The following is a 14,678-nucleotide window of genomic DNA, read 5'->3' as shown; positions in this document are numbered from 1 at the left end:
GACTCGAACGCGGGACACCCTGATTAAAAGTCAGGTGCTCTGCCAACTGAGCTAATGGATCCTAATTGTTTATGGCTTTGTTTCCAATGATAAGTATTGGTTTTGTATATATTTTGCCTAACTAAGTGATTCACACAAAATCTTAGATTTTGGTTCTCTACTTATGCCAACTGAGCTAATGGATCCTAATTGTTTATGGCTTTGTTTCCAATGATAAGTATTGGTTTTGTATATATTTTGCCTAACTAAGTGATTCACACAAAATCTTAGATTTTGGTTCTCTACTTATGCCAACTGAGCTAATGGATCCTAATTGTTTATGGCTTTGTTTCCAATGATAAGTATTGGTTTTATGAACCTTGTTTTAAATGGCTGGGGTAGCAGGACTCGAACCTACGGATGCCAGAATCAAAATCTGGTGCCTTACCAACTTGGCTATACCCCAAGAAATCATTTTATATATTTTAAATCATTTTATTCTATATGGGGTGAATGATGGGATTCGAACCCACGACATCCAGAATCACAATCTGGCGCTCTAACCACTGAACTACACTCACCATAATATTTAATGGTGCGCCTGAAAGGATTCGAACCTTTGGCACACGGCTTAGAAGGCCGTTGCTCTATCCTACTGAGCTACAGGCGCAGATTTTAGACTGCATGTATGTTTGAATAAAATGGAGCGGGTGAAGGGAATCGGACCCTCGCGACTGCCTTGGAAGGGCAGGGCTCTACCACTGAGCTACACCCGCATGATATACATATCTTTAATATGTATGGTACGTCTATTTATTTGTCGATGTTTCGCCTAACAAAGTAACTCACGAAGAATCGTAGATTAACCGCTGATTATACTCGCAAAACTAAAAATATTTTATCATACTTGATCTCTTAATGCAAGAACTTTGTATTTTTTTCTTTCCTTTTTCTTAAGGACAAGCATTAGTATACCCGAATCTCAGATTAAAGTCAACATCTTTTAATATGTTTTTTATTTTATACATATAACTTACTCTCTGTATATATTCATTATTTCAGCTTGAACATTTCCTTCTATATCAATGTCTATTAATCCATATGTTTCATTAGGCTGTTGTCGTCTATCTCCTATACTTCCTGGATTCAAAAAAAGAATTCCCCCTATTATTTCTCTACTGGGAACATGACTATGCCCATATAAAACTACTTTTACTCCTTTTTCTACCGCTAAATTATATAGTTTATGTAAATTGGCCTTAATGCCGTATTTATGTCCATGAGTCATTAATAGCCTACTTCCATTTATTTCTTCTATTAGTTCTGTAGGCGCATCGCCAATATCTGTATTTCCTTTTACATACTTAACTGGATAAGGTACTATCTTTTCAATTTTCAACGCATCTCTAACATTATCTCCTAAATGAAAAATCATATCCACATTTTTCACTTCTTCTATTACCTTAGTTGCACTGTTTAAATTACCATGACTATCACTGAATACTAGTATCTTCATTTTTTTACCTATCCTTTATATAGTTATCCTTCTAACATTACATATTTTTTAGAGCTTCTTTTAATTTTGCAAGAGCTTTTGCTCTATGACTAATTGTATTTTTATCCAACGTGGACATTTGTGCGAAAGTTTGCTCTGTACCATCAACTATAAATAGAGGATCATATCCAAATCCTCCGTTACCTTGATATTGAAAACCAATAAACCCTTTACATTCTCCTCTAAAGACATATTCTTGTCCATTTGGCATAATCATTGCAATAACACATACGAATGTTGCATTTCTTTTTTTGTCAGGCACCTTACTAAGCTCATCTAATAACTTAGCATTATTTTCTTCATCTGTTGCTGTTTCTCCAGCGTATCTAGCAGAGTAGACACCTGGTTGTCCACTAAGAGCCTCTACACTTAGACCTGAATCATCAGCTATGATAATTTCTTTAGTATGATTCCTAAGAGCTCTAGCCTTTATAAGTGCATTATCTTCAAAGGTTATACCATCTTCTATTATCTCTATATTAATCCCCACTTCTTTCATTGTAAAAAGGGAGAAGTTTTCGCCTAATACACCTTTAATCTCGCTTTTTTTATGGTTATTTCCTGTCGCTATAATTATCTTCATAAATTACCTTCCCTTTCATGTAGTTATTCTTAGATGTTATAGATAATTGGACATTCTATTTAATTACAAAAACATCTCAGACTCTACAATTGTCATCTTAATGATTTAGTGAACCGTTTCCTGCTCATTTAATCAGATAGTACCCGTTTCTGAACTTCTATTAATTCCATTATACCCTTCTCTGATAAAGCTAAAAGTTTATTAAATTCTTCCTTATTCATAGGTCTCGCCTCACCAGTTCCTTGTATTTCGATGTATTCTCCTTTTTCAGTCATTACCACATTCATATCTATTTCAGCATTGCTATCTTCTTCATAACACAGATCTAATAGAGCTTGTCCATTTACAACACCTACGCTAACTGCAGCTACAAAGTGATCAATTGGTATTTCACTGATTAAACCTTTATCTTTTAGTTTTTTTACTGCATCCATTATAGCAATAAATGCTCCTGTTATTGAAGCCGTTCTTGTTCCACCATCTGCTTGTATAACATCACAATCTACCCATAATGTCCTTTCTCCAAGTTTTTTTAGATCTATAATCGATCTTAATGTTCTACCTATTAATCTTTGTATTTCCATATTGCGTCCATCTATTTTCCCTTTGCTAGAGTCTCTTATCTTTCTTGTAACTGTGGAACTTGGCAACATTCTATATTCTGATGTAATCCACCCTTTTTTCTGTCCTTTAAGAAAAACAGGAATCTTCTCTTCAATCATCGCTGTACATATTATCTTTGTGTTTCCAGCTTCTATTAAAACAGATCCATCTGCATGTTTTGTGTAATTTTTCGTAATTTTCACTTTTCTTAATTCATCGTATGTTCTCTCGTCATTTCTTAGCATCTCTTTTGTCCTCCAATTATTATTCGTAAACATTAGCAAATATAGGTACAGAAAAAGTTAATATTTCCATGTTATTTACATCTTGATCTTCTATTACTAATTTTACTGAATTAATCTCTTCATTTTGTCCCAGTGCCAGACATATAGCTTTCATAAATCTTTCGAAGTTTTCATCTTTTGTCTCTATTTGATTTTTAATAGTCATAAAGGCAGTCGAGTCTTCAACTATTATACTAACCAACTCAAGACCTTCAGGTATTGGTTTTCCCATTTCTTTATTTAAGTTAATTTGTTCTTCTACTATACTTTGAATTTCTTTTTGATCTTTTACTATATTTTTAGTAATTGGTATATAATACGTATAATTATTAGTAGTATTATTATAGGAATATAGAGTTATTTTCACATACTCACCTTGTGGCAAATTATTTAGTGAATTTATATTGCCTCTCGTCAAAGGCTCACCTACTTCTGTTCCTTTTGCTAGAGTATTTACAATTTTATTATCTACCAATATTTGAACCTTATCCACTGTTTCAAATTCTGTTAAGGTATATACTATAGCTTGTACAGCAGTTTTTTCTTCTTCCTCATTACTAAAAGTAAGTATTTTATCATCAAAACTAATTCTCATTAAATTTTCTTCTTTTAAAGCAAGTTCAAATTCCATCCCTTCTGGCAGATGTGGTTTCAACCCTGTTTCTCTTAGATCTATTCTATTTTCACTATTATTTATTAATGCGTTAATTACAGACTTAGCTATTCCTTCTTGTTTTGGCACTTGCCGCATAACAGGAACTAAATATCCTTCTGAATCTGTATAATATAAAACTGCTTTAGTCAAATTTTCATCTATATCCATTTTTTCTATATCATTTAATTCTGTAAAACTTTCACTATATTGATTATATGCATTTTCATAATCAATACTTTCCACCTTATTTTCTTCCTGATTACCATTTGTATTCGTACAGCTTGAACACAATCCAAGCAATATTATACTAACACTTAAATATACTAAAACCTTCTTCATAGCACACCTCCACAATATATCTATATTGTTTAAATCGAGATGTTATGCTAATTTTTATAATCATTTAATTTTATATGCTCTGTATATTTCATCTGTTTCTGGAGGTAATAATTTCTCTACTGTTCCATTTTTGTATAGTACTCTAGAGTTACCTTCCTTAAATGTACCTATCACTTGTGTATTAATCCCATTACTTTCAAGTGTTTTTATCATATGATTCTTTTTATTTTTTGCTACTACAATTAACATAACTCCACTAGATATTAATTTTAAAGGATCTAAACTTAATAGGTCAGTAATCTTGCGAGTCACTGAAAGTATTGGGATATCTTCTATATTAATCTCAACACCAATTTTTGATTTTTCAGCCATTTCCCATGCCGCTCCTAGTATTCCACCTTCAGTAGCATCATGCATATATTTTGCTCCTATTTCAGCAGCTATTAAACCTTCTTCAATTACACTCAAACTAGATCCTAGGAAATTTAATTCTTTTTTATCTTGTTCGGTTAAAGTGTCTTCAAATTTATACCTAAAATCACTATAAAGTATGCTCGTTCCTTCACACCCCGCGTATTTAGTCATTAAGAGCAAATCGCCATTTTCAATTTTTTGCTCATCTATAAGATTCTCTTTAGAACCACTTCCAATAGCCGTAATAGATAATACCATTCGATTAACTGCGTCTGTAACTTCAGTATGTCCACCTACCAGTTCAATCTTCAATTCATTACAAACCTTTATAATATCATCCATCACAGTTTTGATTTCATCAACTTCAATACTTGGTGGTGCTAATACTGTTACCATTATTGCAAAAGGTCGCACACCTTTTGAAGCTATGTCATTGCAAGATACATAAACTCCTAACTTACCTATATTGTTGCTAGTAGCAGTTATAGGATCAGAACTAATCACACACAGATTTTTATCAAAGTCAATAATACTACAGTCTTCACCAATCCCTGAACCTACTAATACTCTCTTATCTCTATGGTTTATTTTTGAAAAAATTAATTCACTTAATTGATCATTCGATAATTTTCCAATTTCCAATATTAATCACTCCTATATATTACGAACAATGTTTACCAAATTACTGAATTCATAAAGTGAAAACTATATTCCGCAAGGGTTTTCTTCATTTCCTACTGTGTCTTGTGCCTGTTAATGCAGGATAAAATCTTGATTTACTCAAATACTATTATATTATAAACAATATATTTCATAAAGAAAATTAATGGAGGGCTCACTGTGACAACAATTAACTGCATATCAAATTGCATATATCAAAAAAACGGAAAATGTGCGCTTCAAAATGTACAATCACTCACAAGTTCTGCTATAGGAGATTGTGCTTATTTTACGTCAAATGTGACAAAAGAAATACATAAAGATGAAGCTAGCATAATTAATGATCTTTTTGTACAGTCTAATGTAGATAAAGATAATTTTAATCAATCATAGAAATTTATACAATATCATACTAAAAGGGTGCATTTAGTCGAGCACCCTTTTATAATTTACTTTGATACTGAAGAATACATAAAATATTTAAATCCTAAAGGTGATGAGTAGAATCCTTCAAGCTTCTCGCTTTTCAAAAAAATATCTACGTAATAGAAAATTGGAGCAATAGGTGCTTCTTGCATTAATAGATCTTCTGCTTCATGCATTAGCTCAAATCTCTCTTCTGTATCAAATGAATTTTTGATTTTATTGACAATCTTATCGTACTCTGCGTTTTTCCATTGTGAATTATTATGCCCACTATTACTTAAAAACATATCGATAAAAGTAATTGGATCGTCATAATCTGCTCCCCATCCATTTCTAGCCACTTGATAATTACCATCTTGTCTAATCTGTAAAAAAGTATTCCATTCTTGATCTACTAATGTACACTCTATTCCTAGTTCTTTCCACATATCTTGTAAAGCTTGACCAATCAAAGCATGTGTTGAACCTTCAGGATTATACATATATTCAAACTTTGGGAATCCTTTCCCCTCTGGATAACCTGCTTCGGCTAATAATTTTTTAGCTTCACGTAGATTTTTTTCATAATCGCCCTTTGCTACAGAATAATAATCTCCACCTACATCTCTAAATTCTTTAGTGACATCTGCATCTGTCAACCCAGTTGGTATAAAGGCCGGTGCAGGTTGTTGTCCTGCTCTTCCTATTTGTTCGACAATAAAATTTCTGTCAATAGCTAATGATAACGCTTGTCTAACCTTAAAATTATCGAAAGGTTCTTTCTCTGTATTAAAAGATATGTAATATGTACCTAACTCTCCCTCAATGTTAAACTCAGGTTTTTCTCTCCATGCGTCAATTTCTTCATTTGGCATATCATCTGAAAATAATATATCACCATTTTGGAAGGCTGCTAATACCGCATTTGCATCTGTCATAAGAACAAATTTAATTTGATCTGGTCCTAAATCTTTGTATTTGTAGTAATTTTCATTTTTAACGTAAATCATCTCAGAATTATGTGTCCAACTTTCTAATTTATATGGACCATTTGTAATATATGTATCTGGATTGATAGTCCATGAATCGTTATCCTCCACAATATCTTCTCTAACAGGGAAATATGTTGGATATGCACATAGCTCTAAAAAATACGGTGTAGGAGCTATTAATGTTATTTCAATGGTTTTATCATCAATGGCTCTGGCACCAAAATCATCCATTGTAACACCTTCGACTCCTCCATATATATCTCCTGCTCCAACAATTACATCAAACAGATAGCCATAAACAGTTGCATTTTTATATTCAATTGCTCTTTTCCAAGCATAAATAAAATCATCTGCCTTAACCGGGTCTCCATCAGACCATTTGATATCATCGCGAAGAGTAAATGTATACGTTAAACCATCATCGCTTATACTGTATTTTTCCGCTTGTCCCAACATTGGTTTACCATCTTTATCTAATGTCATCAGTCCTTCAAATGCATGAATTAATAAAGTGGCACCATCTACTGTTTGATTATAAGCAGGATCAATACTTTCAGGTTCTGAACCAACATATACAGATATAGTTTTTTCACTATTTTCATTGGTTGAACAAGCCGTAAATATGCATATCACTATGACTAATAGTAAAAATAATATCGATTTTCTTTTCCTCAAAAATATCGCCTCCATTTTAGTTAATTTCAGTATTTTCATAAACGCTTAAAACTCACCAACTCTATGACAAGCTACAAAGTGCTCTTTCCTACACTCTTGAAGCTCAGGTACTTGATCAATGCATATATCTTTTTCATAAACACACCTAGTTCTGAATCTACAACCAGATGGAGGATTTAAAGGGCTAGGAATATCACCTTTCAGTAGTAATCTCTTATTACCTTTATTATCTTTGGAATCCACTTTAATAATAGCTGACAATAACGATTGTGTATATGGATGAATAGGACTTGAGTAAAGGGATTTGCTATCTGTTAGCTCTACTATCTTTCCTAGATACATTACTCCTACACGGTCACTAATATGACTTACTATAGATAAGTCGTGAGAAATAAATAAATATGTAATACCCCTCTCTTCTTGTATACGTTCAAACATATTTATAATTTGTGCCTGTATAGATACATCTAATGATGATACTGGTTCATCACAAACGATAAAATCTGGTTCTACTGCAAGTGCTCTAGCTATAACGATTCTTTGTCTTTGTCCACCAGAGAACTCATGAGGATAAGCCATAGCGCTTTCATAGTTTAGTCCAACCTGGCTTAATAGTGAAATTATCATTTCTTTTCTTTGTCTTTTACTAGTAGCTAATCTATGTATATCTATTGGCTCTCCTATAATATCATATACAGTCATTCTAGGATTTAAAGAAGCATATGGATTTTGAAATACTATTTGCATTTTCTTTCTATATTGTCCCATGGGTTGGAAAGTTATATCTTCGCCTTTATAAAAAATCTGACCGTCTGTTGGTTGGCATAATTTGAGCAATGTCCTACCCAAAGTTGTTTTTCCACATCCACTCTCTCCAACTAAACCAAAAGTCTCTCCTTTATTTATATATAAGGAAACATCATCAACAGCCTTAATATAATTAGTAGCAAATATTCCTTCTCTCACAGGAAAATATTTCTTTAGATTTTTAATTTCAATTAATTTATTATCCATAATGAACCACCCTTAGCTCCATAACTTTTTTTCTAAAAGCCAACACGCAGTGTAATGGTCATCAGATATAACTTTATTCTTTGGCATAGAACGCAAACATATTTTCATACACTTTTCACACCGGGGAGCAAAAGGACAGCCTAGTGGAGGATTTAATAAATCAACAGGACTTCCCTTTATTGGAACAAGTTTTTCATGAATATGCGAATTAATATTAGGAGTAGCTTTTAAAAGACCCATAGTATATTGATGCTTCGGATTATAAAGAATATCTTCTGTTTTTCCATATTCTATAATTCTTCCTGCATACATAACAGCAACTTTTTCACATATATTCGCAATCACACTAAAGTCATGGGTAATCATAATAATAGACATACTGTTTTTTTTCTTGATTTGTAATAATAGTTCTAAAATCTGCGCTTGAATAGTTGCATCTAAAGCTGTAGTAGCCTCATCTGCAATTAGTAATTTGGGCTCACAAGCTAAGGCAATAGCTATCATCACTCTTTGAAGCATTCCTCCAGAAAATTCGTATGGGTATTGTTTTAATCTCTTATCTACTTCATTCATGCCAACGAGTCCAAGCAATTCAACAGCTCTTTCTTTTGCTTCCTTTTTTGTCTTGTTAGTATGTCTTATAATTACTTCTATTAGCTGACTACCAATAGACAATAGAGGATTTAATGAGGTATTAGGATCTTGGAATACTATACTCACTTCTTTACCTCTAATTTTTTGTAACTCTTTTTTACCCATTGTTTCTATGGTGTGGTTATTAAATCTTATGTTTCCATTAACAATCTTTCCTGGCTCTGCTATTAAACCCATAATAGAATAAGATGCCACACTTTTACCACTACCAGATTCTCCAACTATACCTAGTACTTCCCCATCTTTTAACTGTAGCGAAATATTATTTACCGCTTTTATTTCTCCTGCTTGTGTAAAAAATGAAATTTCTAAATCCCTAATATCTAGTATACATGAGTTCACCTATTTACCTCTTCTCTTTTAATTTAGGATCGAACACCTCTTGAAGTCCATCTCCAAATAAATTAAATGAAAGTATTATGACGCTAATGGCAACTGTTGGAGCTATTAAACGATACGTATAAGAATTAATTCCTCCCATGGCATCAGCTGCTAATGATCCTAGGCTGGGCATTGGTGCAGCAACTCCTAAACCTATAAAACTTAAAAAAGATTCTGTGAAAATAGCTGTTGGTATTTGGAGTGTAGTTGTAACAATAATTGTTCCTATTAAGTTTGGAAGCAAATGCTTAGTAATAATCCTAGTATTGCTTGCTCCTAGTGCTTTAGCAGCGATAATATATTCTTGTTCTTTAAGCATTACTACTTGCGCTCTTATAATCCTAGCCATGCCTACCCAGTATAGTAAACTAAAGGTAATAAAAATACTTGTCAACCCTGGGCCAAGTACTTCTAATTGACTAAAAAAAAGATTTTTTTCATAGAGTACATTTAATGGTTCTCTTAGACTAACAGATAGTAAGATAATAATAAGTATATCTGGAACAGTATAAATGACATCAACTATGCGCATCATTATTAGATCTAACTTTCCTCCAAAAAAACCTGCTATCGAACCATATATAGCCCCTATGACTAATACGATTATGCTTGCAACAATACCAACAATTAGAGAAATTCTAGTACCCATTAATACACGTATAAATACATCTCTTCCCAAAGTATCTGTTCCTAAGAGATGAGGCACAACTGTTTCGCCTTGAGATTTTAAATTTAGTTCTTGTTCTGAATATTCGAAGGGTCTTAGATTCTCACTACCTCTAATCTGTTGATCATAACTGTACTCGTAAAATAAGGGTATAGTAAAAGCTAAAAAGAAAACAAAAACAATAACTACGAAAGCAATTAAAGCAACTTTCTTTTTTAGGAAACTATGAAAAATTTCATTCCAGTAAGAGGTCTTTTTATATTCCCTAACCAAATCTTCATTGCTCTTAGCAGGAAGAAAATCATCTGAATTCAATTGAAAACTAAAGGGATTTTTATGCATCAATTTTTCTTGATCTTGTTGCAACTCCAAATCACCTACCTCTCTAATTGAGTTCTATCCTAGGATCAATTACTTTATATAAAATATCAACAATAAAATTCATTGATACCATTATTGTTGCGAGAAAAATGGTAGTACCCATAATCATAGGATAATCACGACCATTAATAGATCCTATAAATTCTCCACCTAGCCCAGGTATTGAAAATATCTTCTCCACTACGAAACTTCCTGTTAGAATATAGGCAATCATAGGCCCTAAATACGTTATAATTGGAGTTATTGCATTTCTAAGTCCATGTTTAACTAAAACCTGAAATTCTGATAACCCTTTTGATCTTGCAGTCCTTATGTAATCTTGATCTAATACATCTAACATAGTAGTTCGCAGCAATCTCGCTATATAAGCCATAGGATAAAAAGCAAGAGTAAGAACTGGCAAAATAAAATGTGCTGAGCTACTGAGTCCATAAGTAGGTAAGATTCTTAGTTTTACACCAAATATTATGAGTAAAGCTGTAGCTATAACAAAGTTAGGAACAGCCATTCCTAATGTAGAAAATATAGTTAATAAACGATCGACTAATTTCCCTTTACTAATTGCAGCTACTACACCCATAGCGATACCTATTGTAATGGCCAATACTATAGTAATGAAACCCACTTTTGCTGAGATAAGAAACTTTTCATAAATGATATCATTTATATCTCTACCTTTATTAATAATTGATACTCCTAAATCTCCTTGGGCTAACTTAATCATATAATTTTTGTACTGAATTATCACAGGTTCATTTAATCCATACTTATCATTCATAACTTCTGTAATTTGAGGAGAAAGATTTTTCTCACTTAAAAAAGGTCCCCCTGGGACTAAGTTCATAAGAAAAAAGGTAATTGTAGCGATTAAAAAAATAGTGAACAATGAATATGCAAATCTTTTAACTATATGTTTAATCAGAGATCTCACTTCCTATTAAATATTTCTCTTAAGTTATTTACTCTCATATTAATATTAAAATATTGTGTATTCATGCTCTATGCCCTTACAAGATAATATACCATCTATAAAGTTTCGATGCAATACCTTATAAATTTGACTATATTTTGTTGTTAATTGCAAAACCACAGAGAAACACGCTACGCCTATTTCTCTGTGGTCTACATGGACAATCGCCAAATGTCTAAAAACAGTCCTTTGGCTTATTTTTTTGATTTAGTTGTCTAGATTTTTTTCTTGTTGGTCATAGATTTTCTTTAATTATCTGATTTACTGATTGGGGATTTGCTTTCCCTTTTGAAGCTTTCATTACTTGACCCACTAAAAATCCTATTGCTTTTTCTTTACCATTTTTAAGATCTTCTACAGATTGAGGATTGTCTGCCATAACTTTTAACACTATATCCTTTATGGCCCCTTCATCGTTCATTTGTGATAGACCTTTTTCCTTTATAATTTGATCTGGTTTATCTCCAGTTTCAAACATTGCCTTTATAACTGTCTTCCCAACAGAGCCACTAATTGTTTTCTCATTAATCAGTTTAATCATCTTACCTAAATCTTGTGGAGAAAATTTTACATCATTTATATCAGCATCGGATTCATTTAACAACGCAGATAACTCACCTATAATCCAGTTTGAGGAAGTTTTAGGATCGTCACAATATTCTACTGTTTTTTCAAAGAAATCAGACATTTGCTTAGTAGCAGTTAATGTTTGAGCATCAGTTTGCGTCAAATTCCATTGTTCCATATATCTCTGTACTCTTACCCAAGGTAATTCAGGAATAGAATCTTTAAGTTGTTGTATATATTTATCTTCTAAAACAATTGGAACTAAATCTGGTTCGGGGAAATATCTATAGTCATGAGCTTCTTCTTTGCTACGTAATGAAAAGCTAATTCCCTTATCGTCATCCCACTTTCTAGTTTCTTGAATAATCCTATTTCCTTTTTCTATTTCTTTTATTTGTCTTTTCGTTTCTGAATGTATAGATCTTTCTAGAGACCTAAATGAATTTAAGTTTTTCATTTCGGTTCTAGTTCCATATTCACTGCTTCCTTTAGGCCTAATAGATAGGTTGACATCAAATCTTAAAGAACCTTCTTGCATTTTACAATCTGAAACTTGAGTATATTCTAAAGTTGTCTTAACTTTTTCAGCAAATACTCTAGCTTCTTCGGCGCTTCTCATATCAGGTTCTGTCACAATTTCGATTAGAGGTACACCACAACGATTATTATCTGCTAATGTACCATGACCAGCATCGTGAATTAGCTTACCTGCATCTTCTTCGATGTGTATTCTAGTAATTCCTATATCTTTATTAAAACCTTCTCCTTGAATCGAAACTTTCCCTTCTTTACATATGGGAAGATCAAATTGTGAAACCTGATACGCTTTAGGAGAATCAGGGTAAAAATAATTTTTTCTATCCATCTTACTAAACTCTGCTATTTCACAATTCATTGCTAATCCAGCAATTGTAGCGTATTGTACAACTTTTTTATTTAATACAGGCAATACACCTGGTAAGCCAAGACATACAGGACAAGTTTGTGTATTTACTGCTGATCCAAATTTAGTAGAACAGCCACAAAATATTTTACTTTTTGTATCTAGTTCACAGTGTATTTCTAATCCTATTACTATTTCGTATTCCATCTTCAACCTCCTCTATATGCTGGCTCTTTTTTTGTGATAATCCGTACCTTGTTCAAATGAATAGCCAACTTTTAATAATACTTCTTCTTCAAATGGCCTACCTATTAATTGTAGACCAATTGGTAGATTGTTTTTGTCAAAACCACAAGGAATTGATATAGCCGGTATACCTGAGATATTTACTGGTACTGTATAAATATCTGATAAGTACATAGCTAGGGGATCATTGCTTTTTTCTCCGAGTCCAAATGCAGTAGTCGGACAAGTTGGCGATAGAATAATATCACAAGTTTTAAATACTTTATCGAAATCTTCTTTTATCAACGTTCTTACCTGTAGTGCTTTTTTATAGTAAGCATCATAATATCCAGAGCTTAGAGCATATGTTCCTAACATAATACGTCTTTTTACTTCTTCTCCAAAACCTTCACTACGTGTCTTTCTATACAAGTCTATTAAATTATCAAAGTTTTCTGCTTGATAACCATATCTTATACCATCGTATCTAGCCAGATTAGAACTGGCTTCTGCTGAGGATATAATGTAATATGCAGATAGAGCATATTCAGTGTATGGCAAGCTAGTTGGTATAATCTCAGCTCCCATTTCTTTGTAGTAATCTATTGCATCTTCAACGGATTTCTTTACTTCTTCATTTAATCCCTCTTGGAAGTATTCTTTAGGCACACCTATTTTAATACCCTTAATTTCTTTAGATAAATTACTAGTATAATCTTTAGTTTGTGTTTTTACTGATGTAGAATCTTTTTCATCATGTCCTGAAATAGCATTTAATACTATAGCACAATCTTTCACGTCTTTTGTCAAAGGGCCTATCTGATCTAAGGAAGATGCGAATGCTATAAGACCATATCTTGATACCATTCCATAAGTAGGTTTTAATCCAACAACACCACAAAAACTAGCCGGTTGTCTAATAGAACCACCAGTATCCGAACCTAGTGAAAATGCAACCTCTCCAGCTGCTACACTTGCAGCCGACCCTCCTGAAGATCCTCCTGGAACTTTGTCTAAATTCCATGGATTATGTGTTTTTTTAAATCTAGAGTTTTCTGTAGATGAACCCATTGCAAATTCATCCATATTAGTTTTAGCAATTATAATTGAGCCTGATTTTTGTAGTTTCTCTACTACCGTTGCATTGTAAGGTGGTATATAATTAGCTAACATTTTAGATGCACAAGTAGTCTCTACCCCATCAGTGCTAATATTATCTTTTAGACCATATGGTATTCCCATTAAACCTTCAGCTTTAACGCCTTTTTCATCTAATGCACAAGCACTTTTTAGTGATTGTTCACCCATTATCTTTAAAATTGAGCCGACCTTATCTTCAACCTTATCAATTCTATTTAAGTAATTTTCGACTACATCTTTATATGAAACTTCTTTCTTATTAATCAATTCGATTGTTTCGTGAATAGTTAGATTAAATAATTCCAATATCTTATGCCTCCTAGTCTATAACTTTTGGTACTTTAAAACATCCATTCTCTTGTGATGGTGCATTTTGAAGTGCTTTTTCTCTATCTAGAGATGGTAACACTATGTCTTCTCTTAATACATTGTTAATAGGCAAAACATGTGCTGTGGGTTGAGTATTGGTAGTATCTAATTCATTTAGTTTTTCTGCATAGTCAAGTATATTGGTGAGTTGTTCACAATATATTTTTAACTCATCATCATTAAATTCAAGACGTGCTAGATCAGCTACATATACAACGTCTTCTATCGAAAGTTTCATAAGTTCCTCCTTTAAATTATAATCTTTTTAATTCACTATTTAGCG

At 32.6% G+C, this 14,678-nt stretch carries 14 protein-coding genes and 4 tRNA genes; 1 reads left to right on the top strand and 17 read right to left on the bottom strand.

Features of this window, described 5'->3' with window-relative positions; translation table 11 throughout:
* Positions 1–369: 369 nt before the first annotated feature.
* The 9 genes from GC105_RS03890 to GC105_RS03850 form a co-directional block, all read right to left on the bottom strand.
* Positions 370–445 (bottom strand) — tRNA-Gln (locus tag GC105_RS03890).
* Between the two features lie 39 nt (positions 446–484).
* Positions 485–560: transfer RNA gene (locus GC105_RS03885), tRNA-His, on the bottom strand.
* Between the two features lie 12 nt (positions 561–572).
* Positions 573–649 (bottom strand) — tRNA-Arg (locus GC105_RS03880).
* A 32-nt stretch (positions 650–681) separates the two neighbouring features.
* Positions 682–755 (bottom strand) — tRNA-Gly (locus tag GC105_RS03875).
* 257 nt (positions 756–1,012) lie between these two features.
* Entirely contained in the window at positions 1,013–1,495 is a 483-nt protein-coding gene (locus GC105_RS03870; RefSeq protein ID WP_152801899.1) for a metallophosphoesterase family protein, read from the bottom strand.
* A 37-nt stretch (positions 1,496–1,532) separates the two neighbouring features.
* Positions 1,533–2,117: an XTP/dITP diphosphatase gene (locus tag GC105_RS03865; RefSeq protein WP_152801897.1), complete on the bottom strand. Its 585-nt coding sequence runs from the start codon at positions 2,115–2,117 to the stop codon at positions 1,533–1,535.
* Between the two features lie 128 nt (positions 2,118–2,245).
* Entirely contained in the window at positions 2,246–2,965 is a 720-nt protein-coding gene (rph, locus tag GC105_RS03860; protein ID WP_152801895.1) for a ribonuclease PH, read from the bottom strand.
* 19 nt (positions 2,966–2,984) lie between these two features.
* Positions 2,985–3,998 (bottom strand): GerMN domain-containing protein, encoded by a 1,014-nt coding sequence (locus GC105_RS03855; RefSeq protein WP_152801893.1) that lies wholly within the window; start codon positions 3,996–3,998, stop codon positions 2,985–2,987.
* A gap of 60 nt (positions 3,999–4,058) precedes the next feature.
* On the bottom strand, positions 4,059–5,054 hold the full coding sequence (locus GC105_RS03850; protein WP_152801891.1) for an AIR synthase family protein: 996 nt from the start codon (positions 5,052–5,054) through the stop codon (positions 4,059–4,061).
* 198 nt (positions 5,055–5,252) lie between these two features.
* On the opposite strand from GC105_RS03850, the gene GC105_RS03845 reads away from it, so the two are divergent.
* The gene (locus tag GC105_RS03845) at positions 5,253–5,465 is read left to right on the top strand and encodes a hypothetical protein (protein ID WP_193708274.1); all 213 of its coding nucleotides are present in this window, start codon (positions 5,253–5,255) and stop codon (positions 5,463–5,465) included.
* 56 nt (positions 5,466–5,521) lie between these two features.
* Here GC105_RS03845 and GC105_RS03840 read toward each other — a convergent pair whose 3' ends face one another.
* The 8 genes from GC105_RS03840 to gatC form a co-directional block, all read right to left on the bottom strand.
* Positions 5,522–7,144: a peptide ABC transporter substrate-binding protein gene (locus tag GC105_RS03840; RefSeq protein WP_193708273.1), complete on the bottom strand. Its 1,623-nt coding sequence runs from the start codon at positions 7,142–7,144 to the stop codon at positions 5,522–5,524.
* Between the two features lie 45 nt (positions 7,145–7,189).
* Complete coding sequence (locus GC105_RS03835) at positions 7,190–8,158, bottom strand: ABC transporter ATP-binding protein (RefSeq protein WP_152801886.1); 969 nt, start codon at positions 8,156–8,158, stop codon at positions 7,190–7,192.
* Positions 8,159–8,170: 12 nt separating this feature from the next.
* The gene (locus GC105_RS03830; protein ID WP_343029941.1) at positions 8,171–9,154 is read right to left on the bottom strand and encodes an ABC transporter ATP-binding protein; all 984 of its coding nucleotides are present in this window, start codon (positions 9,152–9,154) and stop codon (positions 8,171–8,173) included.
* A 4-nt stretch (positions 9,155–9,158) separates the two neighbouring features.
* Complete coding sequence (locus tag GC105_RS03825; RefSeq protein ID WP_152801923.1) at positions 9,159–10,202, bottom strand: ABC transporter permease; 1,044 nt, start codon at positions 10,200–10,202, stop codon at positions 9,159–9,161.
* A gap of 43 nt (positions 10,203–10,245) precedes the next feature.
* On the bottom strand, positions 10,246–11,163 hold the full coding sequence (locus tag GC105_RS03820; RefSeq protein WP_152801921.1) for an ABC transporter permease: 918 nt from the start codon (positions 11,161–11,163) through the stop codon (positions 10,246–10,248).
* Between the two features lie 283 nt (positions 11,164–11,446).
* The gene (gene gatB, locus GC105_RS03815) at positions 11,447–12,868 is read right to left on the bottom strand and encodes an Asp-tRNA(Asn)/Glu-tRNA(Gln) amidotransferase subunit GatB (protein WP_152801884.1); all 1,422 of its coding nucleotides are present in this window, start codon (positions 12,866–12,868) and stop codon (positions 11,447–11,449) included.
* Between the two features lie 12 nt (positions 12,869–12,880).
* The gene (gene gatA / locus GC105_RS03810) at positions 12,881–14,332 is read right to left on the bottom strand and encodes an Asp-tRNA(Asn)/Glu-tRNA(Gln) amidotransferase subunit GatA (protein ID WP_152801882.1); all 1,452 of its coding nucleotides are present in this window, start codon (positions 14,330–14,332) and stop codon (positions 12,881–12,883) included.
* Between the two features lie 13 nt (positions 14,333–14,345).
* On the bottom strand, positions 14,346–14,633 hold the full coding sequence (gatC, locus tag GC105_RS03805) for an Asp-tRNA(Asn)/Glu-tRNA(Gln) amidotransferase subunit GatC (protein WP_152801880.1): 288 nt from the start codon (positions 14,631–14,633) through the stop codon (positions 14,346–14,348).
* Positions 14,634–14,678: the final 45 nt, after the last annotated feature.

The organism is Alkalibaculum sporogenes (assembly GCF_009362815.1).
Taxonomy (GTDB): Bacteria; Bacillota; Clostridia; order Eubacteriales; family Alkalibacteraceae; genus Alkalibaculum_A; species Alkalibaculum_A sporogenes.
The sequence above is the reverse complement of the archived record's forward strand: the minus strand, read 5'-3'. Positions and strand labels throughout refer to the sequence as shown.